General features: G+C 67.4%; 21 protein-coding genes and 1 tRNA gene. 7 read left to right on the top strand and 15 right to left on the bottom strand.

What is annotated here, in order from left to right:
- Positions 1–167: 167 nt before the first annotated feature.
- Entirely contained in the window at positions 168–3,038 is a 2,871-nt protein-coding gene (locus AC07Y4_RS22710) for a valine--tRNA ligase (protein WP_495275167.1), read from the top strand.
- Positions 3,039–3,141: 103 nt separating this feature from the next.
- Positions 3,142–4,035 carry a UTP--glucose-1-phosphate uridylyltransferase GalU gene (gene galU, locus AC07Y4_RS22715; RefSeq protein ID WP_139703203.1) on the top strand — a complete coding sequence of 298 codons (894 nt, stop codon included), beginning with the start codon at positions 3,142–3,144 and terminating at the stop codon, positions 4,033–4,035.
- Between the two features lie 79 nt (positions 4,036–4,114).
- Here the strand turns inward: galU and AC07Y4_RS22720 are convergent, their stop codons facing one another.
- The 3 genes from AC07Y4_RS22720 to cysM form a co-directional block, all read right to left on the bottom strand.
- A complete protein-coding gene (locus AC07Y4_RS22720; protein WP_056572272.1) occupies positions 4,115–4,342 on the bottom strand; it encodes a sulfurtransferase TusA family protein in 228 nt (75 codons plus the stop codon).
- Positions 4,332–4,907 carry an NUDIX domain-containing protein gene (locus tag AC07Y4_RS22725; protein ID WP_056572274.1) on the bottom strand — a complete coding sequence of 192 codons (576 nt, stop codon included), beginning with the start codon at positions 4,905–4,907 and terminating at the stop codon, positions 4,332–4,334. The genes AC07Y4_RS22720 and AC07Y4_RS22725 overlap by 11 nt, the downstream gene beginning before the upstream one ends.
- A 65-nt stretch (positions 4,908–4,972) precedes the next feature.
- Entirely contained in the window at positions 4,973–5,875 is a 903-nt protein-coding gene (gene cysM / locus AC07Y4_RS22730; RefSeq protein ID WP_062479803.1) for a cysteine synthase CysM, read from the bottom strand.
- A 41-nt stretch (positions 5,876–5,916) separates the two neighbouring features.
- On the opposite strand from cysM, the gene AC07Y4_RS22735 reads away from it, so the two are divergent.
- A tRNA-Leu gene (locus AC07Y4_RS22735) sits at positions 5,917–6,001 on the top strand.
- A 104-nt stretch (positions 6,002–6,105) separates the two neighbouring features.
- Here the strand turns inward: AC07Y4_RS22735 and AC07Y4_RS22740 are convergent.
- From AC07Y4_RS22740 to AC07Y4_RS22750, 3 genes are all read right to left on the bottom strand, one after another.
- Entirely contained in the window at positions 6,106–6,555 is a 450-nt protein-coding gene (locus AC07Y4_RS22740) for a GAF domain-containing protein (RefSeq protein WP_159275548.1), read from the bottom strand.
- Positions 6,556–6,628: 73 nt separating this feature from the next.
- Positions 6,629–7,051, bottom strand: a complete 423-nt coding sequence (locus AC07Y4_RS22745) for a RidA family protein (protein WP_495275168.1) — start codon at positions 7,049–7,051, stop codon at positions 6,629–6,631.
- A gap of 12 nt (positions 7,052–7,063) precedes the next feature.
- Positions 7,064–7,999, bottom strand: a complete 936-nt coding sequence (locus AC07Y4_RS22750; RefSeq protein WP_495275169.1) for an SDR family oxidoreductase — start codon at positions 7,997–7,999, stop codon at positions 7,064–7,066.
- A 74-nt stretch (positions 8,000–8,073) separates the two neighbouring features.
- Here AC07Y4_RS22750 and AC07Y4_RS22755 point away from each other — a divergent pair, with 74 nt between their 5' ends.
- Positions 8,074–9,138 (top strand): CDP-6-deoxy-delta-3,4-glucoseen reductase, encoded by a 1,065-nt coding sequence (locus AC07Y4_RS22755; protein ID WP_062482994.1) that lies wholly within the window; start codon positions 8,074–8,076, stop codon positions 9,136–9,138.
- Positions 9,139–9,173: 35 nt separating this feature from the next.
- On the top strand, positions 9,174–10,151 hold the full coding sequence (locus tag AC07Y4_RS22760; RefSeq protein WP_492743760.1) for a Bug family tripartite tricarboxylate transporter substrate binding protein: 978 nt from the start codon (positions 9,174–9,176) through the stop codon (positions 10,149–10,151).
- Here the strand turns inward: AC07Y4_RS22760 and AC07Y4_RS22765 are convergent.
- Positions 10,123–10,899, bottom strand: coding sequence for a Crp/Fnr family transcriptional regulator (locus AC07Y4_RS22765; protein WP_095746547.1), 777 nt, complete (start codon positions 10,897–10,899; stop codon positions 10,123–10,125). The genes AC07Y4_RS22760 and AC07Y4_RS22765 overlap by 29 nt on opposite strands.
- A gap of 155 nt (positions 10,900–11,054) precedes the next feature.
- On the opposite strand from AC07Y4_RS22765, the gene AC07Y4_RS22770 reads away from it, so the two are divergent.
- Together AC07Y4_RS22770 and AC07Y4_RS22775 are read left to right on the top strand one after the other, a co-directional pair.
- Entirely contained in the window at positions 11,055–13,250 is a 2,196-nt protein-coding gene (locus tag AC07Y4_RS22770) for a xanthine dehydrogenase family protein molybdopterin-binding subunit (protein ID WP_495275170.1), read from the top strand.
- Between the two features lie 11 nt (positions 13,251–13,261).
- Complete coding sequence (locus AC07Y4_RS22775; RefSeq protein WP_056572291.1) at positions 13,262–13,720, top strand: (2Fe-2S)-binding protein; 459 nt, start codon at positions 13,262–13,264, stop codon at positions 13,718–13,720.
- Positions 13,721–13,779: 59 nt separating this feature from the next.
- On the opposite strand, the gene AC07Y4_RS22780 is transcribed toward AC07Y4_RS22775, so the two are convergent.
- The 8 genes from AC07Y4_RS22780 to AC07Y4_RS22815 form a co-directional block, all read right to left on the bottom strand.
- A complete protein-coding gene (locus AC07Y4_RS22780) occupies positions 13,780–14,553 on the bottom strand; it encodes an ABC transporter ATP-binding protein (protein ID WP_172438340.1) in 774 nt (257 codons plus the stop codon).
- Between the two features lies 1 nt (position 14,554).
- Positions 14,555–15,328, bottom strand: coding sequence for an ABC transporter ATP-binding protein (locus AC07Y4_RS22785; RefSeq protein WP_056572293.1), 774 nt, complete (start codon positions 15,326–15,328; stop codon positions 14,555–14,557).
- 17 nt (positions 15,329–15,345) lie between these two features.
- On the bottom strand, positions 15,346–16,554 hold the full coding sequence (locus AC07Y4_RS22790) for a branched-chain amino acid ABC transporter permease (protein ID WP_062481017.1): 1,209 nt from the start codon (positions 16,552–16,554) through the stop codon (positions 15,346–15,348).
- 13 nt (positions 16,555–16,567) lie between these two features.
- Positions 16,568–17,497 carry a branched-chain amino acid ABC transporter permease gene (locus AC07Y4_RS22795; protein WP_062481019.1) on the bottom strand — a complete coding sequence of 310 codons (930 nt, stop codon included), beginning with the start codon at positions 17,495–17,497 and terminating at the stop codon, positions 16,568–16,570.
- A gap of 228 nt (positions 17,498–17,725) precedes the next feature.
- Positions 17,726–19,018 carry a replication-associated recombination protein A gene (locus AC07Y4_RS22800; RefSeq protein WP_139703237.1) on the bottom strand — a complete coding sequence of 431 codons (1,293 nt, stop codon included), beginning with the start codon at positions 19,016–19,018 and terminating at the stop codon, positions 17,726–17,728.
- Between the two features lie 26 nt (positions 19,019–19,044).
- Positions 19,045–19,686 carry an outer membrane lipoprotein periplasmic chaperone LolA gene (gene lolA / locus AC07Y4_RS22805; protein WP_159275543.1) on the bottom strand — a complete coding sequence of 214 codons (642 nt, stop codon included), beginning with the start codon at positions 19,684–19,686 and terminating at the stop codon, positions 19,045–19,047.
- A gap of 184 nt (positions 19,687–19,870) precedes the next feature.
- A complete protein-coding gene (locus AC07Y4_RS22810) occupies positions 19,871–22,321 on the bottom strand; it encodes a DNA translocase FtsK (RefSeq protein ID WP_062481035.1) in 2,451 nt (816 codons plus the stop codon).
- 95 nt (positions 22,322–22,416) lie between these two features.
- Entirely contained in the window at positions 22,417–23,091 is a 675-nt protein-coding gene (locus AC07Y4_RS22815) for a Crp/Fnr family transcriptional regulator (protein ID WP_062481025.1), read from the bottom strand.
- Between the last annotated feature and the right edge of the window lie 124 nt (positions 23,092–23,215).

The following is a 23,215-nucleotide window of genomic DNA, read 5'->3' on the forward strand; positions in this document are numbered from 1 at the left end:
GTTTCGGAGGGGACGGGGGTGTCGTAGTCGAGCGACTTCGCGGGGGAAAGCAGGAACAGCATCAGTCGATTATGTGGGGCTGGGGTTTCCCCGAGCCGCCCCGGTAAAATCCCGGGCAATCCCACCCTGTCACCAACGGCACCCGAGGGTGCCGTTTTGCATTCCCCATGAGCGAACCTACCTCCCAGCCCGGCCTCGAGAGCCTGTCCAAATCATTCGAACCCGCCGCCATCGAGGCGCACTGGGGCCCGGAATGGGAGCAGCGCGGCTACGCCAAGGCGGGCTTCCGCGGCACGCAGCAGCCCAAGGAAGGCGCCGAGTCGTTCGCGATCCAGCTGCCGCCGCCCAACGTCACGGGCACGCTGCACATGGGCCATGCGTTCAACCAGACGATCATGGACAGCCTCACGCGCTACCACCGCATGAAGGGCGCCAACACGCTGTGGGTGCCGGGCACCGACCACGCGGGCATCGCCACCCAGATCGTGGTGGAGCGCCAGCTGCAGGAGCAGAAGGTCAGCCGCCACGACCTGGGCCGCAAGAACTTCGTGGCGCGCGTGTGGGAATGGAAGGAAAAGTCGGGCAGCACCATCACCGAGCAGATGCGCCGCATGGGCGACACGGTCGACTGGAGCCGCGAGTACTTCACGATGGACGACGACCTCTCGAAGGTGGTCACGCACACCTTCGTGAAGCTGTATGAAGAAGGCCTGATCTACCGCGGCAAGCGCCTGGGCAACTGGGACCCGGTGCTCAAGACCTCGGTGAGCGACCTCGAAGTCGAGAGCGAAGAAGAAGACGGCTCGCTCTGGCACATCGCCTACCCGCTGGAAGACGGCAGCGGCACGCTCACGGTGGCCACCACGCGCCCCGAGACCATGCTCGGCGACACGGCCGTGATGGTCCACCCCGAAGACGAACGCTACAAGCACCTGATCGGCCAGCGCGTGAAGCTGCCGCTGGTGGACCGGCTGATCCCCATCATTGCCGACGACTACGTCGACAAGGAATTCGGCACCGGCGTGGTCAAGGTCACGCCCGCGCACGACTACAACGACTACGCCGTGGGCCAGCGCCACAAGCTCGAGGTGATCGGCATCCTGACGCTGGACGCGACCATCAACGACAACGCGCCTGAAAAATACCGCGGCATGGACCGCTTCGTGGCGCGCAAGGCCATCGTGGCCGACCTCGAGGCGCTGGGCCTGCTGGTCGAGGTGAAGAAGCACCGCCTGATGGTGCCGCGCTGCGCGCGCTCGGGCGCCGTGGTCGAGCCCATGCTCACCGACCAGTGGTACGTGGCCATGACGCGCCCCGGCGCCGACGGCCAGTCGATCGCGCAGAAGGCCATCGACGTCGTGAAGTCGGGCGAAGTGCGCTTCGTGCCCGAGAACTGGGTCAACACCTACAACCACTGGATGGAGAACATCCAGGACTGGACGATTTCGCGCCAGCTCTGGTGGGGCCACCAGATTCCGGCCTGGTACGACGAAGACGGCAAGGTGTACGTGGCAGAGACCGAAGCCGAGGCGCAGGCCAAGGCGCCGGGCAAGACGCTCACGCGCGACGAAGACGTGCTCGACACCTGGTACTCGTCGGCGCTGGTGCCCTTCTCGTCGCTGGGCTGGCCCGAGAAGACGCAGGACCTGGCGCTGTACCTGCCCTCGACCGTGCTGGTGACGGGCTACGACATCATCTTCTTCTGGGTCGCCCGGATGATCATGATGACCAAGCACTTCATGGGCACTGTGCCGTTCAAGGACGTGTACATCCACGGCCTGGTGCGCGACGCGCAGGGCAAGAAGATGAGCAAGTCCGAAGGCAACGTGCTCGACCCGGTCGACCTGATCGACGGCATCGAGTTGCCCGCGCTGCTCGACAAGCGCACGCAGGGCCTGCGCAAGCCCGAGACCGCACCGGCGGTGCGCAAGAACACGCAGAAGGAATTCCCGGAGGGCATTCCGGCCTTCGGCGCCGATGCGCTGCGCTTCACCTTCGCCTCGCTGGCTTCGCTGGGCCGCAGCATCAACTTCGACTCGAAGCGCTGCGAGGGTTATCGCAACTTCTGCAACAAGCTGTGGAACGCCACGCGCTTCGTGCTGATGAACTGCGAAGGCCAGGACTGCGGCCTGCTGGAGCACACGAAGGAAGACTGCCAGGTCGGCGGCAAGGCGCACGGCTACCTGAAGTTCAGCCGCGCCGACTTCTGGATCGTCTCGCAGCTGCAGCGCGTCGAGGCCGAAGTGGCCAAGGGCTTCGAGGAATACCGCCTGGACAACGTGGCCAACACGATCTACCAGTTCGCGTGGGACGAGTTCTGCGACTGGTACCTGGAGATTGCCAAGGTGCAGATCCAGACCGGCGACGACGCGCAAAAGCGCGCCACGCGCCGCACGCTGATCCGCGTGCTCGAGGCGCTGCTGCGCCTGGCGCACCCGATCATCCCGTTCATCACCGAAGAGCTGTGGCAGAAGGTGTCGAAGGTCGCGGGCCGCGAAGGCGCGTCGATCATGATCGCGGCCTACCCGCAGAGCCAGCCCGAGAAGATCGACGAGGCCGCCGAGGCGCACGTGGCGCGCCTGAAGGCGCTGGTCGACGCCTGCCGCACGCTGCGCGGCGAAATGAACGTGTCGCCCGCCACGCGCCTGCCGCTGTACGCGGTAGCCGACGACGCCGAGGGCGCGGCCTTCCTGCGCGACGCGGCCCCGGTGCTGCAGGCGCTGGCCAAGCTCAAGGAAGTGAAGGTGTTCGACGACGAGGCCTCGTGGCAGGCCGCCGCCGAAGCAGCGCCCGTGGCCGTCGTGGGCGCGACGCGCCTGTGCCTGCACATGGAGATCGACAAGGCGGCCGAGAAGCTGCGCATCGGCAAGGAAATTGCACGCATCGAGGGCGAGATCGCCAAGGTGCACGGCAAGCTCGGCAACGAGGCCTTCGTGGCCAAGGCGCCGCCCGCCGTGATCGAACAGGAGCGCACGCGCCTGGTCGATTTCACCGCCACGCTGGAGCGCCTGCGCGACCAGCTTGTGCGCCTCGGCTGACAGACGCGGCCCGGGTGGGGGACTAGGATTTGGTCATCGGCCTCGCGCTGTCACCACTCTCATCCCTCTCCTTTTTCCTGCATCCAACGACACTGAACTGCCCATGTCCACTTCTTCCCCGACGCGCATCCGCAAGGCCGTATTCCCTGTTGCAGGCTTCGGCACCCGCTTTCTGCCCGCCACCAAGGCCCAGCCGAAGGAAATGCTGCCGGTCGTCGACAAGCCGCTGATCCAGTACGCCGTCGAAGAAGCCTATGCCGCGGGCATCCGCGACATGATTTTTGTGACCGGGCGCAACAAGCGCGCGATCGAAGACCACTACGACACGGCCTACGAGCTCGAAAGCCAGCTCGAAGCCAGCGGCAAGGACGCACTCCTTGAAATCGCCCGTTCGGTGTCGCCCGACGACATGACCTGCTCCTACGTGCGCCAGCCGCGCATGCTGGGCCTGGGCCACGCCGTGCTGTGCGCCGAGCACCTGGTGGGCAACGAGCCCTTCGCCGTGCTGCTGGCGGACGACCTGATGGTCGGCCCTGTCGACGGCCAGCCGGTGCTGGCGCAGATGACCGAAGTCTTCGCGCGCCTGGGCGCCTCGGTGCTGGCCGTGCAGGAAGTGCCGCTGGAGCACGTCAAGCGCTACGGCATCGTGGCCGGCGAGAACGTGGAAGACGGCCTCGTGAAGGTCAACCGCATGGTCGAGAAGCCCAAGCCCGAAGATGCACCCTCGCGCCTGGGTGTGGCCGGCCGCTACATCCTCACGCCCGGCGTGTTCGACGAGATCCGCAACCAGCCCAAGGGCGCGGGCGGCGAGATCCAGCTGACCGACGGCATCGCGGCGCTGATGAAGAAGGAATCGGTCTACGCCTACTCGTACAAGGGCATCCGCTACGACTGCGGCAGCAAGGAAGGCTTCCTGCAGGCGTCGGTGGAGCTGGCGCTGGCGCACCCCGAGGTGGGCGCGCAGTTCCGCGAGTACCTCAAGAGCCTGAAGCTCTGAGGGCGCTGCAAAGCACTGAGTAACACACTGAAAACAAGAAGGGGCCGCGAGGCCCCTTTTCTTTGGTCGGTTGCCGACGCTAGCGTCGCTTCAGCACGTGGATGAAGTCGCTGCCCACGGTCTCCTGCGCCACCAGCTCGTTGCCGGTCTGGCGCGCAAAGGCCTGGAAGTCGCGCACCGAACCCGGGTCGGTCGACACCACCTTCAGCAGCTGGCCGCTCGCCATGTCGTTGAGCGATTTCTTCGCCTTCAGGATCGGCAGCGGGCAGTTGAGGCCGCGCGTGTCGATTTCGCGGTCAACTTGCATTGCCAGGCTCCGGCGGCAGGTTCAGGCCGCGGCGACGCTCTTCGTTTTCCGCGGCAGTGAAGAACACCGGCTCGTGGCCGCGCGTGCGCAGCCAGTCGGCCAGCGCATAGCCGGTGCCGGCGGGCCAGCACCGCAGGTCGGGCAGGTCGTAGAGGCGGTAGTCCACCAGCTCGGGCGAGAGCTTCACCTCGCCGTCGGCCACCACGTGGTACGCGATGATGATCTGGTTCATGCGCTGGAAGTCGTAGGCCCCGACGAGCTTGGCGGCGCTGACGTCCAGGTTGGTCTCTTCCTTGACCTCGCGCGCGATGCCCTCCTCGGGCGTCTCGCCGGCCTCCATGAAGCCGGTGATGAGCGCAAACATCTTCCCCGGCCAGGCCGCATTGCGCGCCAGCAGCACCTGGCCGCGGTACTCGACGATGGCCGCCAGCACGGGCGTGGGGTTGTTCCAGTGCGTGTGGCCGCAGTTGGGGCAGCGCAGGCGCTCCTTGGGACCGCCGTCTTCCATCAACGCGATCCATTCGAGCGGGGTGGCGCAGGCCTGGCAGAACTTGGGGTGGGGCATGGAAAGTCTCTGTTCTTTTTCTCGGGCGTGCGGCGCCCGGTGGGCGCCGCCGCAGTGTGAAGGGATCAGGCGGGGAAGACGCCCGTCGACAGATAGCGGTCGCCGCGGTCGCAGACCACGAAGACGATGGTGGCGTTCTCGACCTTCTTCGACACCTCGATGGCCGCCCACAGCGCGCCGGCCGCCGAGATGCCGCCGAAGATGCCCTCTTCGCGCGCCAGGCGCCGGCACATCTCTTCGGCATCGTCCTGGCTCACGCTGATTTCTTCGTCGACGCGGCTCGGGTCGTAGATCTTGGGCAGGTACTCGACCGGCCACTTGCGGATGCCGGGAATGCGCGAGCCTTCGGCCGGCTGCGCACCGACGATGCGCACCGCCGGGTTCTTTTCCTTCAGGTAGCGCGAGACGCCGGTGATGGTGCCCGTGGTGCCCATGGCGCTCACGAAGTGCGTGATCTTGCCCTGCGTGTCGGTCCAGATCTCGGGGCCGGTGGTCTCGTAGTGGATGCGCGGGTTGTCGGGGTTGGCGAACTGGTCGAGCACGCGGCCCTTGCCCTGGGCGACCATCTGCTCGGCCAGGTCGCGCGCGTATTCCATGCCGCCGCTCTTGGGCGTGAGCACCAGCTCGGCACCGAAGGCCTTCATGGTCTGGGCGCGTTCCACCGAGAGGTCCTCCGGCATGATCAGCACCATGCGGTAGCCCTTGATGGCCGCGGCCATCGCCAGCGCGATGCCGGTGTTGCCCGAGGTGGCCTCGATCAGCGTGTCGCCGGGCTTGATTTCACCGCGCTCCTCGGCCCGCTTGATCATCGACAGCGCCGGTCGGTCCTTGACCGAACCCGCCGGGTTGTTGCCTTCGAGCTTGCCCAGGATCACGTTGCCGCGCTTGGCGTTTTCCGCGGCGTGGATGCGTTGCAGGGCAACCAGGGGGGTCTTGCCGATGGCGTCTTCGATCGTCGGATAATTCATGCCAGCCACTGTGCCATAATTTTGGGCTTCCTTCCGGATGTGCCCGGGTGGTGAAATTGGTAGACGCAGGGGACTCAAAATCCCCCACCGAAAGGTGTGCCGGTTCGATTCCGGCCCCGGGCACCACGAGACGACACCGTCTCACCCCCACATCAAGAAACCCGCTCGCTTCACTGGCGCAGCGGGTTTTTCTTTGCCTCGGGGCCTTTCGGGCCGGGCAGCGCCCCGCCCTAGCCAAGCACGTCGGCGAGCTTCACCTGCAGCGACAAGGCGGCCTGGTGCAGCAGTTCGAACTCGTCGTCCGGCAGCGGCACGGCCGTGAAGTTGAAGTGGCACAAGGTGCCAGCGACCGCGCCCGAGGGGTTCAAGAGCGGAACGCCGTGGTAGCTGATGGTGTAGTCCCGCCCGGGATGCGTGGCGAAGCGCTCGTCCACGCTCGAGTCGTCGGTGCGGAACCACCCGTCGCGCAGGACAAAGGGACAGATGCTCGCCTCGAAGGGCACGACGGCAATGTTCTCGGGGATCAATTCGCCTTGCTTGTCGTGCAGGTAGAGGCTCGTGACCAGGTCGGCGCGGATCTTGTAGATCCCGGTGTACCGATGCGGCACGCGCGCGTTCAGGTAGGCGAGGACCGCCTGTGCGCCTTGATCGGCAAGCAACGCTTCAATCGTTTGGGGCATTCGTTTCGTCCGCTTCGCTTCGCTTCGATCGGTTCGCCATGGTACGCCCGGCCCCAGGGCATCCGCTTCGGTGTCAGCCCGCTTGCGCGGTCTTCAACGCCGCCACCGCACGAATCTCCACCCGCAGCGCCGGCCGCGCCAGCGCCGCCACGCCAAGGATGGTCCATGCCGGGAAATCCTCGGTGATGTAGCGGTCCTTCACCTCGCGAAAGCCCGCCAGCTCGTGTTCGACGTCGACGTGGTAGCTCACGATCTCCACCAGGTCGGCGAAACCGAGCCCCGCGCTCTCGAGCACCACGCCCAGCCGCCGGAAGGCCCAGTCGGCCTGTTCCGCGGCGCTCTCGGGCACGCTGCCGTCGGCACGCAGGCCGACCTGCCCTGCCACGAACAGCAGGCCGCCGGCCTTGACGCCGGGCGCGTACTTGAAGGCGTCGAAGACGGCGGTCGAGCCGAAGGTCGGATGGTCGTCGGGAATGCGAACGCTCTGTTTGCTCACGGGTGCGTCCCTTCAGGCTTGCGCAGGCTGCAGGCCGGTGTGCACCGTGGGATGCGCCAGCCGCACGCGCAGCTCGCGCTTGAGCCGCGTGTTGTCGAGCCGGCGCGATTCGCCCATGAAGCTCAGCAGTTGCAGCGGCAACTGCCGCTCGGCCTCGCCGCGCGCCACGCGCGGCGGGCGGGGCATGCCGTAGAGGTCGGCGGCCAGGTCGAAGTAGTCGCCCATGCGCAGCTCGGTGTCGTCCGACGCGTGCACCACGCGCTGGGGCTTGCCGCGGAACAGCGCCGCCACGCAGGCGCGCGCGAGGTCGTCGGCGTGGATGTGGCTGGTGTAGACGTCGTCCTCGCGGCGCAGCACGGGCGTGCCGCGCTCCAGGCGGCCGCGCGGGGTGCCGTTCTCGCGGTCGGGCGCGTAGATGCCCGGGATGCGCAGGATGCTGGTGCGCACGCCGGTGCTGCGGCCGAACCAGCGCACGGCGCGCTCGGCATCGACGCGCCGGTGGGAGCGCGGGGTGTCGGGCCGCACGCCGCGCGTTTCGCTCACGCGCGCGCCGCCGCAGTCGCCGTACACGCCGCTGGTGGAGCCGTAGACCAGCGCCGAGGGCAGCGAGCGCAGCTGCAGCGCCTGCGCCAGCGACGCCGTGCGCTGGTCGCGCCACCAGGCCGCGCCGCCCTCGCGCGCGGGCGGCGCCAGGTGCACCACGCGGGTGGCGATGCCTGCCAGCCGGCGCAGGGTGGCGCGGTCGTCCAGGTTGCCCACCAGCGGCCGGATGCCGGCCGCGCGCAGCGCCGCGACGCGGTCGGCCGAGGACGTGAGCGCCACCAGCTGCATGCGCCCGCGCAGGTTGAGCGCCACGCGCTGGCCGACGTCGCCGCAGCCGACGATCAGCAGGCGCTCGCGCCGGAACCGGGCCGGCAGTGCGCCGGAGGGACTATTGATTGAAGGCAAAATCCGGGTTTCCTGTCTCAATTCAGTTGTCCCGGCCGCACGCAGCCGGGAAAGTTCACCCCCGAAGAATACCGATGACTGCTACAGCGCCGCACGAAGCGGGCTTTTCCATCACCGTCGAGCCCAGCGGGCGCCACTTCGTGGTCCAGGGCGACGAAACCATCCTCGCGGCAGGCATCCGCCAGGGCATCGGCCTCCCCTACGGCTGCAAGGACGGCGCCTGCGGCTCCTGCAAGTGCAAGAAGCTGTCGGGCGAGGTCACGCTCGGCCCGCACCAGAGCAAGGCGCTGAGCGCCGAGGAGCAACTGGCCGGCTACGTGCTGACCTGCTGCGCCCACCCGACGAGCGACGTGGTGCTCGAGTCGCGCCAGGTCACCGAGGCCGGCGCGCTGCCGATCCGCAAGATGCCGGTGCGCGTGATGGCGCTCACGCGCCAGTCGCACGACGTGATGATGCTGCGCCTGCAGCTGCCGGCCGGCGAGCCGCTGCAGTTCTATGCGGGCCAGTACGTGGAGTTCATCCTGCGCGACGGCGCGCGCCGCAGCTACTCGATGGCCAATGCGCCGCACACGGTGGCCGTGCCGGGCACGGGCCTGGAGCTGCACCTGCGCCACCTGCCGGGCGGCAAGTTCACCGACCACGTCTTCGGCGCGATGAAGGAAAAAGAGATCCTGCGCATCGAAGGCCCGTTCGGCAGCTTCTTCCTGCGCGAGGACTCCGACAAGCCGATGATCCTGCTGGCCTCGGGCACGGGCTTCGCGCCGATCAAGGCGCTGCTGGAGCACATGAAGTTCAAGGGCATCGAGCGGCCCGCCGCGATCTACTGGGGCGGACGCCGCCCCGAAGACCTCTACATGGACGCCTGGCTGCGCGAGCAGCTGGCCGCGATGCCGAACCTGCGCTACGTGCCCGTGGTGTCGAACGCCACGCCGGAAGACAACTGGACCGGCCGCACGGGCTTCGTCCACCAGGCGGTGCTGGAAGACTTCACCGACCTGTCGGGCCACCAGGTGTATGCCTGCGGCGCGCCGATCGTGGTCGATTCGGCCAAGCGCGACTACGTGGCATTGGCCGGCCTGCCCGAAGAAGAATTCTTCGCCGACGCCTTCACCACCGAAGCCGACAAGGCCCTGCCCTGAGCCTTCGCGCTCCCCTTCCCTTTTCGTAGAACAACATGAAGACGAGACACTTCCTCCTGACCCTGATCGCCGGCGCCGCCGTGCTCACCGCCGGCCATGCCGCAGCCCAGCAGCACCGCCCGATCCGCCTCGTCGTGCCCTACGCGGCCGGCGGCCCGATCGACAACACGGCGCGCATCCTGGCCGAGCAGGTGAAGGACACGCTGGGCGGCCCGGTCATCATCGACAACAAGCCCGGCGCGGGCGGCAACATCGGCGCCGACTTCGTCGCCAAGGCGCCGGCGGACGGCCTCACGATCGGCATCGCGGCCACGGCCACGAACGCGGTGAACCCGTGGCTGTACAGCAAGATGCCGTTCAACGCCGCGACCGACTTCGCGCCGATCACCCAGATGGTGCGCGTGCCCAACGTGCTGGTGATGAACGCCGAGACGGCCAACCGCCTGAACATCCGCACGCTGGCCGACCTGATCCGCTACGCCAAGGCCAACCCGGCCAAGCTCAACTACGCCAGCGGCGGCAACGGCAGTGCCGGCCACCTGGCGGGCGAACTGTTCAAGAAGGAAGCGGGCATCTTCGCGGTGCACATTCCGTACAACGGCGGCAACCCGGCGCAGCTGGCGCTGCTGTCGGGCCAGGTCGACTTCAACTTCGACAACCTCGCCACGGCCGCGCCGAACATCCGCTCGGGCAAGCTGAAGGCGATCGCGGTCACGACGCTCAAGCGCAGCAGCGCCCTGCCCGACGTGCCGCCCGTGGCCGACACGCTCAAGGGCTTCTCGATCGACACCTGGTGGGGCCTGGTCGCACCGGCCGGCACGCCGCCCGAGGTGGTCGCGAAACTGAATCAGGCCTTCGTCGCCGCGCTGAACGCACCGGAAACGAAGACCCGCTTCGCCTCGATGCTGGCCGAGCCCGTCGGCAACTCGTCCGAGCAGTTCGGCAGCTTCATGAAGAGCGAACTCGCCAAGTACGAGAAGGTGGTCAAGGCCACCGGGGCGAAGGTGGACTGACGAGGTCGTCCAGGGGCGCCGCGGCCTGCGTGTCGGTGGCCGCAGCCACGGCCGCCGCCGCTTCGGCCGCCCCGCTCTGGTAGGTGCGCAGGCCCGCGAGGTCGAGCACTTCCACGCCGCCATGTTCGATGCGCAACAGGCCGTCGCGCTGCAGCGCATGCAGCGCGCGGTTGGCACGCTGGCGCGACACCGCCGACAAGAGGCCGATCTCGTCCTGGCTCAGCCGCACGAAGCGGGTGGCGCGCGGATAGAGGATGGGGTCGAACAGGCTGGCCAGGCAACGCGCCACGCGCGCGTCGGGCCCGAGCAGGCGATCGAATTCCATGAGGCCGATGAACAGGCTCAGTCGCGCATTGATGTGTAACAACAGAAACCGATTGAAGTCGATGCTGGTGGACATCAACCGCTCGAAACTGTGTCGCGGCACGCAGGCCACGCGCGTGGGCCGCAGCGCCACGCCGTCGTAGCGCCAGCATCCGGGGGTGAGCAGCGAGCCTTCGCCGCCCCAGCCGCCGGCGGTCACGCCGGTGAACGTGGACACGCGCCCGTCGGGCAGCGACACCGACATCTTCATGAGGCCGTCGATCACGCCGATCCAGTGATCGGCGGGTTCGCCGCGCCGCACGACGAAGCCGCCGGCCGGCACCACGCGCTCGTGCGACTCCTGGACGACGCGGTCGAGTTCGTCGTCCGTGAGCGCGCGCGCCCACAAGCTCTCGCGAAGCATGTTCTCCAACGCGTTCGACATCGCGCCTCCTGCTGTCGTCCCTCGTGACATCGCATCGGCCGATCCGTCGCAGGCGCCGGTCGGCGGGGTCCGTAAGAAATGTCGTTGCAACGACATCTTCGGCGCGGCGATGGTGCCACAGTCATCCGCGTTCGCCAAACAACAAGGAGACAACGATGAAGCGTTCGAACAAGGACCCGCGCCCCGCGCGCGGGCCGGACGACGGGGATGCGCACGGCCTGCGCCGGCGCGACGTGCTGGGCTACGCCACGGCCGCGCCGCTGGCGTCGGCGGCGGCCGGCATCGCGGGGCTCGGTGCCCTCACGGCGCCCGCCTCCGCAGTCGCCGCGCTGTTGCCCATGACCCCGCCCGACACCACCGACCTGATCGACATCGGCGACGCGGTCACGCTGACCTCGCTGCCGACCATGCCGCTGGTGAAGGTGACGAACACCGGCGGCGGCCGCGTGCGCCTGGCGCTGCCGCGCCTCGAAGTGGGCCAGGGCATCGCCACGGCCAGCGCGATGATGCTGGCCGACAAGCTGCGCCTGCCGCTGAGCGCCATCGAAGTCACGTCAGCCGACGCGAGCCCCGAGCTGATCTGGAACCAGCTCACGGGCGGCTCGTCGAGCGTGCGCTCGATGCATGCCGGCATGCCGATGCTGGGCGGCCTCGGCGGCCTGATCTCAGGCTCGACGCCTTCGGTGGTCGGCCAGCGCGTGACGCGGCTCGACGCGCTGGACATCGTCACCGGCCGCAAGAAGTTCACGCTCGACCAGGCGGTGCCCAATGCCAAGCCGACGATGGTGCGGCGCCCGCCGACCATCAACGGCAAGTTCGTCGGCATCAACAACCTGAACACAGTGATGGGCATGCCGGGCGTGATCGGCGTGGTGCCGATTCCCGCCACCAACGGCATCACGCCGACGCCGCCCGGCGTGGCGGTGATGGCCGAGACCTTCGGCCAGGCCTGGGCCGCCGTGAACGCGCTCGACGTGACCTGGGCCGCCGGCCCGCTCGACGGCGAGTCGAACGCCACCATCATGCGCAAGCTGAAGTCGTCGCTGCTGCCCTTTGCGCTGCCGCCGCTGGGCGCGCTGACGGTCGAGGCCGAGTTCGAGTTCGCGCCGGCCGCGCACTGCCCGATGGAAGTCGAATGCGCGATTGCCGATGTGCGGCCCGACCGCGCCGAAATCTGGGCCGGGCTGCAGAGCCCCATCGTCACCCAGCAGGCGGTGGCCGCCGAGCTGGGCCTGCCGCTGAACAAGGTCGTCGTGCATGCGGTGCCCTCGGGCGGCTCCTTCGGGCGGCGCCTGTTCTGGGACCCGGTGCTGCAGGCGATCCAGGTGTCGAAGGCGCTGGGGCGCCCCTGCCGCCTGATGTACCACCGCACCGACGACATGCGCCACACGCGCATCCGCCCGCCGATCTACCAGAAGGCGCGCGCCACGATGCTGCTGGGCCAGGTCATCGCCTTCGAGCAGCGCATCGCCAGCGTGCGGCTGGACACGCGCCACGGCTTCGGCAACATGCTCGAGGCCGCCGCCATCGCGCTGCCCAACGCCTTCCCGCAGACGGTGGGCAACTTCGCGATCGAGCAGGTGATGTTCAAGACCATGGTCACCTCGCCCTACAACTTCGGCGTCACGACCAAGCTGCTGACGCCGGTGCCGATGGACATGAACACCTGCTCCTACCGCTCGGTGCACATCCAGCCCGCGCGGCTGGTGGAAGAGATCCTGGTCGACGAGATGGCCCGCGCCGCGCGCAAGGACCCGGTCGCCTTCCGGCTCGAGTACCTGCGCCTGCCGCGCGCCCGCGCGGTGCTGAAGGCGGTGGCGGAGGCCGCGCAGTGGGGCAAGGCGATGCCGGCAGGCTTTGCGCAGGGCGTGGCCGTGCACCAGGAGTCGAAGTCCTTCACGGCCTGCATCGTCGAGATCGACGCGCGCGTGCCGGCGCAGGCCCGCGTGGTGCGCGCGACCATCGCCATCGACGTGGGCACGCCGATCAACCCCTCGGGCATCGAGGCGCAGCTGCAGGGCGGCCTGTGCGAATCGATCGCGCTGGTGTTGTCGGCGGGGCTGCACATCCAGAATGGCCTGCCGCTGGAAGGCAGCTACTCGCAGTACCACTTCTCGCGCATGAAGCACTACCCGAAGGACGTGAAGATCATCATCCTGCCGGCCAACGGCGAGGCCATCGGCGGGCTGGGCGAGGTCGGCCTGTCAGCAAGCTCGGGTGCGATCGCCAACGCCTACGGGCGCGCCACCGGCATCAAGCCGCGCAGCTTCCCGCTGAACTTTCCTGTCGACTTCACGCCGATCCCGCCGGGCAAGCTGCCCACGCCCGTCAACGTTCCGATCCCCGCCTGAGGAGACCCACCATGCCTGTGCAATCTTTCAAGGTGAACGGCCAGAACGTCGACGTCGAGGCGCCCGACGACCTGGCGCTGCTGTGGGTGCTGCGTGACAAGCTCGGCATCACCGGCCCGAAGTACGGCTGCGGCATCAACGTGTGCAAGGCCTGCACCTGCCACGTCGACGGCAAGGCCGTGACGACCTGCTCGGTGCGCGTGTCCGACGTGCGCGGCCGCCAGGTGACGACCATCGAGGGCCTGGCCAACGGCAACACGCTGCACCCGGTGCAGCAGGCCTGGATGAACCTGGACGTGCCGCAGTGCGGCTTCTGCCAGCCGGGCCAGATCATGGCCGCGGTCGACCTGCTGCGCCGCACCCGCACCCCGACGGATGCCGACATCGACGCCATCGAGAACGTGTGCCGCTGCGGCACCTACGGGCGCATCCGCGAGGCGATCAAGGCCGCCGCCGCGATGATGGGATAGACGTAAAAACGGCCAGCCACCGCGCTCGGCGGTGCTGGCCGGTCGGCACTGGCGGGTGCTTACTCGCCGAGGTAGGCGGCGCGCACGCGCGGGTCGCGCAGCAGTTCCTTGGCGTCGCCGTTCATCGTGATGAGGCCCGACTCCATGACGTAGCCACGGTCGGCCAGCTGCAGCGCGCGGTTGGCGTTCTGCTCCACGAGCAGGATCGTGACGCCCTGCGAAGCCACGGTCTGCACCACCTCGAAGATCTTGTCGCACATGATCGGCGACAGGCCCATGGTGGGTTCGTCGAGCAGCAGCACCTTCGGGCGCGCCATGAGCGCGCGGCCCATGGCCAGCATCTGCTGTTCGCCGCCCGACATCGTGCCGGCCAGCTGGTCCTTGCGCTCGCGCAGGCGCGGGAAGGTCACGAACACGCGCTCCATGTCGCTGGCGATCTCGGCCTTGTCGTTGCGGATGTAGGCGCCGATCTGCAGGTTCTCGGTGATCGTCATGCGCGTGAACACGCCGCGGCCCTCGGGCACCATCACGAGGCCCTCGCCCACCAGATCCCAGGCGCCGCGGCCCTTGATGCTGCGGCCCAGGAACTCGATGTCGCCCGCGCCAGCCGGCAGCGTGCCGGTAATGGCCTTCATGGTGGTGGTCTTGCCGGCGCCGTTGGAGCCGATGAGCGAGACCAGCTCGCCCTCGAACACGTCGAAGTCCACGCCCTTCACGGCCTGGATGCCGCCGTAGCCCACCTTCAGGCCGCGGACCTTGAGCAGGTTCTTGCCTGCGGCCTTGGCGGCGGCCGGTGCCGTCGCGGTTGCCATCGTTGCTTCTGCGGTGCTCATCTCAATGTCCTCCGGTGCCGAGGTAGGCCTCGATCACCTTTTCGTTCTTCTGTACCTCGACCGGGTTGCCCTCGGCAATCTGCTTGCCGTAGTCGAGCACGGTGACGCGGTCGCACAGGCCCATGATGAGCTTGACGTCGTGTTCGATGATCAGGATCGTGCGGTTGTCCTTGCGGATGCGGTCGATGAGCTCGCGCAGCAGGACCTTCTCGGTCGAGTTCATGCCGGCGGCCGGTTCGTCCAGCGCGATGAGCTGGGGGTCGGTGGCCAGTGCACGGGCGATCTCGAGGCGGCGCTGGTCGCCGTAGCTCAGCGTGCGCGCCTTGTAGTCGGCGAACTTGCCGATGCCCACGTAGTCGAGCAGCTCCTGTGCGCGCTTGGCGATGGCGGCCTCTTCGGCCTTGAAGCCCTTGGTGCGCAGCATGGCGCCGAACACGCCCGAGTGCGTGCGGATGTGGCGCCCGACCATCACGTTCTCCAGCGCCGTCATTTCGGCGAAGAGGCGGATGTTCTGGAAGGTGCGCGCGATGCCGGCCTTGGCCACTTCGTGCACGGCCGTCGGCTGGTAGGGCTTGCCGGCCAGCTCGAAGGTGCCGCTGTCGGGCGTGTACAGCCCGGTGATCACGTTGAAGAAGGTCGTCTTGCCGGCGCCGTTCGGCCCGATCAGGCCGTAGACCTGGCCGCGCTTGATGGTGATGCCCACGTCCGAGAGGGCCTGCAGTCCGCCGAAGCGCTTGGAGATGCCGCGAACGTCGAGGATGGTGTCTGTCGTCATGTCTGTGTGTCCTTGGCTCACGGATTGATGGACATGGGACGCGATGCCGCACCCGGCACTTCGTCAGCGGGGCTGTCGATGCCCGGTGCATGGGTCTGGAGCGTTCCGGGCGCCACGGCCGCATGGGTCGGGTCGACGGGCGCGCCGTTCTTCTTCGTCAGCGTCTTGCCGTGTTCCGGCGAGGGCCACAGGCCGCGCGGGCGCATCAGCATGATGACGATCATGGCCAGCGCGATGAACAGCTGGCGCAGGATGGACGCGTCGAGGCGGCCGTCGGTCATCGCCTGCAGCGGGCCGGCCACGTAGCGCAGCACTTCGGGCAGCGCGGCCAGCAGCACGGCGCCGAGGATGACGCCGGGCAGGTGCCCGAGGCCGCCCAGCACGACCATGGCGACGATCATCACCGACTCCATCAGGCTGAAGGACTCGGGCGACACGAAGCCCTGGAAGGCCGCGAACATCGCGCCCGACACGCCGCCGAAGCTGGCGCCCATGCCGAAGGCCAGCAACTTCATGTTGCGGGTGTTGATGCCCATCGCCTTGGCAGCGATTTCATCTTCGCGGATGGCCATCCAGGCGCGGCCGATGCGCGAGATCTGCAGGCGGTGCGAGATGATGATGGTGGCCACCACCAGCGCCAGGAACAGGTAGTAGTACAGCGTGACCGAGGAGATCGTGAAGCCGTCGAACTTCCACGCCTTGCCGAGGTCGAGACCCCAGAACTTGATGGAGTCGATCGCCGTGATGCCCTTCGGCCCGTTGGTGATGTTGATCGGCTGGTCCAGGTTGTTCAGGAACACCCGGATGATTTCACCGAAGCCGAGCGTGACGATCGCGAGGTAGTCGCCGCGCAGCTTCAACGTGGGCGCCCCCAGCATCGCGCCGAGCACCCCGGCCACCACCAGCGCGAGCGGAACCACGATCAAGAGCGAGGTGTGCAGCCCGTTCGGGAACATCGCCTTGAACCACGGAAAGGTGTCCGAGAGGTGCGACGAACCCATCAGCGCGTAGAGGTACGCGCCGACCGCAAAGAAGGCCACGTAGCCCAGGTCGAGCAGGCCGGCGTAGCCGACCACGATGTTCAGGCCGAGCGCGAGCATCACGTAGAGCAATGCGATGTCGGCGATGCGCACCCAGGCGTTGCCCTGGGTCTGCAACAGGATGGGCAGCGCCAGCACGGCGACCACGCCGAGGATGTAGAGCGCGAGGTTCTTGCTGTTCTTCATGGTGTGCTGCTCCTCAGGCCCGGTCCGCCACGCGCTCGCCGAGCAGACCCGAAGGCCGCAGCGTGAGCATCACGATCAGCACGATGAAAGCGAAGATGTCGCTGTAGTTGCTGCCCAGCACGCCACCCGTGAGGGTGCCGATGTAGCCGGAGCCGATGGCCTCGATGAGGCCGAGCAGAATGCCGCCGACCACCGCGCCGGCCAGGTTGCCGATGCCGCCGAACACGGCCGCCGTGAAGGCCTTGAGGCCGGGCAGGAAGCCCATCGCGTGTTGCGCGATGCCGTAGTTGGAGGCGTACATCACGCCGGCGATGGCCGCGAGCACGGCGCCGATGATGAAGGTGGCCGAGATGACCATGTCGGGCCGGATGCCCATGAGCGCCGCGACGCGCGGGTTCTCGGCGGTGGCGCGCATCGCGCGGCCGAGCTTGGTGTAGTTGACCAGCCACATCAGGATCACGAGCGAGAACGCCGTGACGCTGAGGATCATGACCTGCGTCGGAGAGATCACGGCGCCGCCCACGTGGATGGGGTCGGTCGGCAGCAGGTTGGGATACGCCTTGTTGGTCGGCTTCCAGATGATCATGGCCAGCGTCTGCAGCAGGATCGACACGCCGATGGCGGTGATGAGCGGTGCGAGCTTGGGGCTGTTGCGCAGCGGCCGGTAGGCCACTTTCTCGATCACGAAGTTGAGGCTTGCCGCGACGACGCAGGCAATGATCAGCGCAACGAAGAGGATCAGCCAGCCCGGTGTGTTGGGCATTCCGTCCTTCATGAGCCCGATGATGGTCCAGCTTGTGAGCGCCCCCACCATCAGCACTTCACCGTGCGCAAAATTGATCAGATTGATGATGCCGTACACCATGGTGTAGCCCAAGGCTATCAAGGCATACATGCTGCCGAGAACCAGACCGTTGATGATCTGCTGCAGCAATATTTCCATAACGCGATTCCCTATGTGTTGCACCTTGCGGGTGCCATTCACCTACCGAGGCACCGGTTTGGCGCCACTGGCTTGACAAGCAAAAAACCAGCCAACATGTGTCGCCGGCAGATTTGGTGGGCGGGATTGTAGACACGCCCCGGCGCTGTTTTGGGGCGGGATGACCGGGGTTTACCCGCTCACTTCATGCTGTATGCGCGTGAAGTCATGCAGATGCGCAAACCTGTATCAGCGATCTGAATTTGTGTTGAGGCGACGCAGTTCGCGCAGCTTTTCCGCGATGCGGATTTCGAGTCCACGCTCGACCGGTTCGTAGAACACCTGACCTTCCAGGCCCTCGGGCAGGTAGCGCTCGCCGGCGGCGAAACCGCCCTCCTCATCGTGCGCGTAGCGGTACCCCTTGCCGTAGTCGAGCTCTTTCATGAGCTTGGTCGGTGCATTGCGCAGGTGCATCGGGACCGGGCGCGTGCTGTCTTTCTTCACCAGCGCGCGCACCGCGTTGTAGGCCTTGTAGACCGCGTTGGACTTGGGCGCGATGGCCAGGTAGACCACGCATTCCGCCAGTGCCAGCTCGCCTTCGGGGGTACCCAGGCGCTCGTAGACCTCGGCCGCATCGAGCGCCAGGCGCAACGCACGCGGGTCGGCCAGGCCTATGTCTTCGCTGGCCATGCGCACCAGGCGGCGCGCCATGTAGCGCGGGTCGGCGCCACCGTCGAGCATGCGCACGAACCAGTAGAGTGCGGCGTCGGGGTCGCTGCCGCGCACCGATTTGTGCAGCGCGCTGATGGTGTCGTAGAACTGCTCGCCGCCCTTGTCGTAGCGGCGCATGCGCTCGCCGAGCACGCGCAGCAGCCACTCATCGGTGATGTTCGTGAGCTTCTCGGCGCCGGCCGCAACGGCCAAGGTCTCGAGCGTGTTGAGCAGACGGCGCGCGTCACCGTCCGCGTAGGCGACCAGACGGTCGATGGCCGCCTCGTCGATGGCCGGAACCGCCTGGATCGCTTGCGCCTTGGCAACGATCTGCTTCAGGTCGCCTTCGTTGAGCGACTGCAGCACGTACACCGCCGCCCGCGACAGCAAGGCCGAATTGACTTCGAACGACGGGTTCTCGGTGGTCGCGCCGATGAAGGTGAACAGGCCCGACTCGACGTGCGGCAGGAACGCGTCCTGCTGGCTCTTGTTGAAGCGGTGCACCTCGTCCACGAAGACGATGGTGCGCTGCTGCGTGAGCCCGTCGCGCGCGGCGGTGGCCTGCTCGACCGCCTCGCGGATGTCCTTCACGCCGCCCAGCACCGCGCTGATGCTCAGGAACTGCGCGTCGAAGGCGTCGGCCATGAGCCGCGCGATGGTCGTCTTGCCGGTGCCCGGCGGGCCCCAGAGGATGCAGGAGTGCGGCTGACCCGACTCGAAGGCGATGCGCAGCGACATGCCCGGACCGAGCAGGTGCTGCTGGCCGATCACTTCGCCGAGCGTCTTGGGACGCAGGCGCTCGGCGAGGGGCTGGTGGGTGCGCGGGGCCAAACCGGGGACTGTCCTGCTGTGGGTGATTACTGCTTGAGCACGTCGGCACCCGCGGGCGCCTTGAACTCGAAAGTGCTGGCGGGCAAGGCCGGGTTCACCTCGACCTTGCTGAACTTGAGCACCGAGCGCTGGCCGAAGCTGTCCAGGATCTCGAGGGCCGCGAGCGCGTCACCCTGGAAGCCGACCATCACGCTCTGCAGCTGGCCGTCCTTGTTCTTCGGCGTGGCCTTGACCCACTGCAGGCCGTCGCGCTCGGGCGCGGCTTCCAGCGCGAAATCGGCCTGCAGGGCGCGCAGGTCGGCGGCCGAGGCAATCAGCGCCGCGGGCGTCGAACCCAGCGCCTGCGCCTGGGTGCGCTGCGTGACCTGGTTCAGGTCGGCGTCGTAGAGCCACAGCGTCTTGCCGTCGGCCACGATGCTCTGGGCAAAGGGCTTGCGATAGTCGAACTTGAATTTGCCGGGGCGATGGAATTCGAAGGTGCCGGTCGAGGTCTTCACGCGGCCCGGCTGGCCCTCGCGCGGCGGGGCCGTCACGGTCTGGGTGAACTCGGCGCGGCCGGACTTGACCGTCTTCACGAAGGCTTCGAGGCTTTCGAGCCCGTCGGCCCAGGCACTGCCGGCCACCGTGCAGATCAGGCCGGCCAACAGCCAGAGGCGGGTTTTCTTCATGGGAGGTTCCTCGGAAAAACGTTGCTGCGATGCCCATCGACACTACCCGCCGCAGGTGCCGGCTTCTGTAGGCTTTCATGAAGATTTGCAGCAGCGCCGGTGCGCGTTTGCAAATTGCCTCTCAGCACGTAACCAGTCCTGGCGCGGTGGTGATGGGGGTCGTCGTCGATGGTGCGCCGGCGGGTCACTCCGCCTGGCGCGCGGGCACGAGGATCTCGCGCTGGCCGCTGCCGCTCATGGCGCTCACGAGGCCGGCCTTTTCCATGTCCTCGACCAGGCGCGCGGCGCGGTTGTAGCCGATCTTCAGGTGGCGCTGGACCAGCGAGATGCTGGCCTTGCGGTTCTTGAGCACGACCTCGACCGCCTGGTCGTACATCGGGTCCTTTTCGCCGTCGCCGCCGCCGAGCAGGTCGCCGTCACCGTCGCCATCGACCGTGCCGCCTTCGAGCACGCCCTCGATGTAGTCGGGCTCGCCCTGGCTCTTGAGGTAGGCCACCACGCGGTGCACTTCCTCGTCGCTCACGAAGGCACCATGCACGCGGATCGGCAGGCCCGTGCCGCTGGCCATGTAGAGCATGTCGCCCATGCCCAGCAGCGCCTCGGCACCCATCTGGTCGAGGATGGTGCGGCTGTCGATCTTGGAGCCCACCGAGAACGCGATGCGCGTGGGGATGTTGGCCTTGATGAGGCCGGTGATCACGTCGACGCTGGGGCGCTGCGTGGCCAGGATCAGATGGATGCCGGCGGCGCGGGCCTTTTGCGCAAGGCGGGCGATCAGCTCTTCGATCTTCTTGCCGACCACCATCATCAGGTCGGCCAACTCGTCGATGATGACCACGATGTGTGGCTCGCGCTTCAGCGGTTCCGGATCGTCCGGCGTGAGGCTGAAGGGGTTGTAGATGAACTCCTCGCGCGCCTTGGCTTCGTCGATCTTGGTGTTGTAGCCGGCCAGGTTGCGCACGCCGAGCTTGCTCATGAGCTTGTAGCGACGCTCCATCTCGGCCACGCACCAGTTCAGGCCGTGCGCCGCCTGGCGCATGTCGGTGACCACGGGCGCCAGCAGGTGCGGGATGCCTTCGTAGACCGACATTTCGAGCATCTTCGGGTCGATCATGAGCAGGCGGACGTCGCGTGCCTCGGCCTTGTAGAGCAGCGAAAGAATCATCGCGTTGATACCGACCGACTTGCCCGAGCCGGTGGTACCAGCCACCAGCACGTGCGGCATCTTCGCGAGGTCGGCCACCACGGGGTTGCCGATGATGTCCTTGCCCAGGCCCATCGTGAGCATCGACTTGCCCTCGTTGTAGACCTGCGAGCCCAGGATTTCACTGAGCTTGATCGACTGGCGCTTGGCGTTCGGCAGCTCGAGCGCCATGTAGTTCTTGCCGGGAATGGTCTCGACCACGCGGATCGACACCAGCGAGAGCGAACGCGCCAGGTCCTTGGCGAGGCCGAGGATCTGCGAGCCCTTGACGCCGGTGGCGGGCTCGATCTCGTAGCGCGTGATGACGGGGCCGGGCGAGGCGAGCACCACGCGCACCTCGACGCCGAAGTCTTTCAGTTTCTTCTCGATCATGCGCGAGGTCATCTCGAGCGTGTCGGAGGACACCGTTTCCTGGCGCACCAGCGCGGCGTCGAGCAGGTCGACCTGCGGCAGCTTGCTGTCGGGCAGTTCCTTGAAGAGCGGCTTCTGGCGTTCCTTGACGACGCGGTCGCTGCGGGGCACCTCGGTCATCGCGGGCTCGATCTGCACGGGCGGCGATGCGGGGCGGCGCTTGGGCGCGACTTCTTCCTCTTCGTCGTCGAAGCTCGGCTCGAGAGGGCCGGCGTCGCCGAACGCGGCCTCCTTGCTGGGGCGCATTTTCTTGGCGCGCGGCGCGGGCGCCAGCTCTTCCTCGTCGCCGGCGCGTTCGCGCGCGGCCTGCTTGCCCATGGCAATGTCGGCGGCCATTTCGCGCTTTTCACGGCGCGACTCGAACAGCGAGTACGCACGGGCACCGATGCGCTCGGCGATCAGGCTCCACGAAAAACGGAAGACCAGCGCCGAGCCGATCACGCCGCCGGCGATGGCGACCAGCGCCGAGCCCGTGAAGCCCAGCCAGCGCACGCTCGCCGGCCCCACGAGGTAGCCGAGGGCGCCACCGCCCGAACCCGGCAGGTGCGATTCGAGCCGGTACAGGCGCGACCATTCGAGCACCGCGCTGGCGCACAGCAGCAGGACGAGACCGAACCAGAAAGCGAGGCGGCTGCGGTTGAAGCGACCGCGCGGGGGCTGTTCGACCGCCGGCGTCGGTTCGCCGCCGCGCAGCCAGCCGGCCAGCGAGGAGAGCCAGGCGCGCAGGCCCGCCGCAAGACACCACCAGACGGAATAGCCGGCAAGGAAGTAGCTGCCATCGGCCAGCCAGGCGCCGATGCGGCCGCCCCAGTTCTTGATCTCACCGCCCGTGCCCGAGGTCGACCAGGCGGCATCGGACGGGGTGAAGCTCAGCATCGCCAGCAGCCAGAACAGAAGGGCTGCGAACCCGGCGATCAAGGTGATTTCGTGGGCGAAGCGCAGGGCGCGCAGGCGCACGGGTTGCCCTTCGGCAGCGGAAGAAGAAGAGGACGATTGAAGCGTATGGAGCGAATAGGTCATGAAAAGCACGGCGCCCGGCCCGAAAAAACGCAGGCCGGCCGCCCCGAACACTACAACAAAAGGCCGTGGACGCCGAAAGCGCCCGGCCTATGGGCTCAGGTCAGCGTCAGGAGCCGGTCCTTGATGATCACCGAGCCGTCTTCCTGGGACTGCACGAAACCGCGCTCTTCCAGGTCCTTCATAACGCGGCTCACCATTTCGCGCGACGCGCCGACCATCTTGGCCAGGTCCTGGCGGGAGATCTTGTCGCGGACCTTGAGGTTCCCCATGCCGTCCTGGCTGGCGAACTCGAGCAGTGCGCGGGCGACGCGGCCGTACACGTCCATCAGCGCCAGCGACTCGATCTTGCGGTCAGCGTGGCGCAGGCGCTGCACCAGGCCGCGCATGATGTTGTAGGCCATCGAGGAGTTCTCGGGCAGGCAGCGCGCGAAGGCGTCGCGGCCCAGCATGAGCACGTCGCACTGGATTTCGGTGCGCACGGTGGCCGAATGCGGCTCGTCGTCGATCAGGCTCATCTCGCCGAGATAGTCGCCGGGGTGCAGCGTGGCCAGGATCACCTCGCGGCCACGGCTGTCGGCGCTCGTGACGCGGGCGCGGCCGGTCAGGATGATGTACAGCGCATCGGATTTCTTGCCCTGCTCCACGACGACCTCGGCGCGTTTGAAGCGCTTCTTGATGATCGCATCCGCAATGCTTGCGGACTGCGAGGCCGTCAACGACGCGAACAATGGAACGCGCCGAAGCAATTCAAGGTTGGACAGCATCGACATTAATCAATCCCTGAAACAGCGCGCGATGTGATCCTGATGCTGAGCCCATGGATTACTACAATCGCGCGCATTGAAAACACCGTGCACCCGGTGTTGAACCGGGCGGTGATACTCCCCACGTATC

Source organism: Variovorax sp. GW460-12-1-14-LB1 (assembly GCF_059423605.1).

What these genes read in the sequence shown, in the direction of transcription:
- AC07Y4_RS22710 (WP_495275167.1), top strand. Translation starts at nt 168, where the DNA reads ATGAGCGAACCTACCTCCCAGCCCGGCCTCGAGAGCCTGTCCAAATCA.
- galU (WP_139703203.1), top strand. Translation starts at nt 3,142, where the DNA reads ATGTCCACTTCTTCCCCGACGCGCATCCGCAAGGCCGTATTCCCTGTT.
- AC07Y4_RS22720 (WP_056572272.1), bottom strand. Translation starts at nt 4,342, where the DNA reads ATGCAAGTTGACCGCGAAATCGACACGCGCGGCCTCAACTGCCCGCTG.
- AC07Y4_RS22725 (WP_056572274.1), bottom strand. Translation starts at nt 4,907, where the DNA reads ATGCCCCACCCCAAGTTCTGCCAGGCCTGCGCCACCCCGCTCGAATGG.
- cysM (WP_062479803.1), bottom strand. Translation starts at nt 5,875, where the DNA reads ATGAATTATCCGACGATCGAAGACGCCATCGGCAAGACCCCCCTGGTT.
- AC07Y4_RS22740 (WP_159275548.1), bottom strand. Translation starts at nt 6,555, where the DNA reads ATGCCCCAAACGATTGAAGCGTTGCTTGCCGATCAAGGCGCACAGGCG.
- AC07Y4_RS22755 (WP_062482994.1), top strand. Translation starts at nt 8,074, where the DNA reads ATGACTGCTACAGCGCCGCACGAAGCGGGCTTTTCCATCACCGTCGAG.
- AC07Y4_RS22760 (WP_492743760.1), top strand. Translation starts at nt 9,174, where the DNA reads ATGAAGACGAGACACTTCCTCCTGACCCTGATCGCCGGCGCCGCCGTG.
- AC07Y4_RS22765 (WP_095746547.1), bottom strand. Translation starts at nt 10,899, where the DNA reads ATGTCGAACGCGTTGGAGAACATGCTTCGCGAGAGCTTGTGGGCGCGC.
- AC07Y4_RS22770 (WP_495275170.1), top strand. Translation starts at nt 11,055, where the DNA reads ATGAAGCGTTCGAACAAGGACCCGCGCCCCGCGCGCGGGCCGGACGAC.
- AC07Y4_RS22775 (WP_056572291.1), top strand. Translation starts at nt 13,262, where the DNA reads ATGCCTGTGCAATCTTTCAAGGTGAACGGCCAGAACGTCGACGTCGAG.
- AC07Y4_RS22780 (WP_172438340.1), bottom strand. Translation starts at nt 14,553, where the DNA reads ATGAGCACCGCAGAAGCAACGATGGCAACCGCGACGGCACCGGCCGCC.
- AC07Y4_RS22785 (WP_056572293.1), bottom strand. Translation starts at nt 15,328, where the DNA reads ATGACGACAGACACCATCCTCGACGTTCGCGGCATCTCCAAGCGCTTC.
- AC07Y4_RS22790 (WP_062481017.1), bottom strand. Translation starts at nt 16,554, where the DNA reads ATGAAGAACAGCAAGAACCTCGCGCTCTACATCCTCGGCGTGGTCGCC.
- AC07Y4_RS22795 (WP_062481019.1), bottom strand. Translation starts at nt 17,497, where the DNA reads ATGGAAATATTGCTGCAGCAGATCATCAACGGTCTGGTTCTCGGCAGC.
- lolA (WP_159275543.1), bottom strand. Translation starts at nt 19,686, where the DNA reads ATGAAGAAAACCCGCCTCTGGCTGTTGGCCGGCCTGATCTGCACGGTG.
- AC07Y4_RS22810 (WP_062481035.1), bottom strand. Translation starts at nt 22,321, where the DNA reads ATGACCTATTCGCTCCATACGCTTCAATCGTCCTCTTCTTCTTCCGCT.
- AC07Y4_RS22815 (WP_062481025.1), bottom strand. Translation starts at nt 23,091, where the DNA reads ATGTCGATGCTGTCCAACCTTGAATTGCTTCGGCGCGTTCCATTGTTC.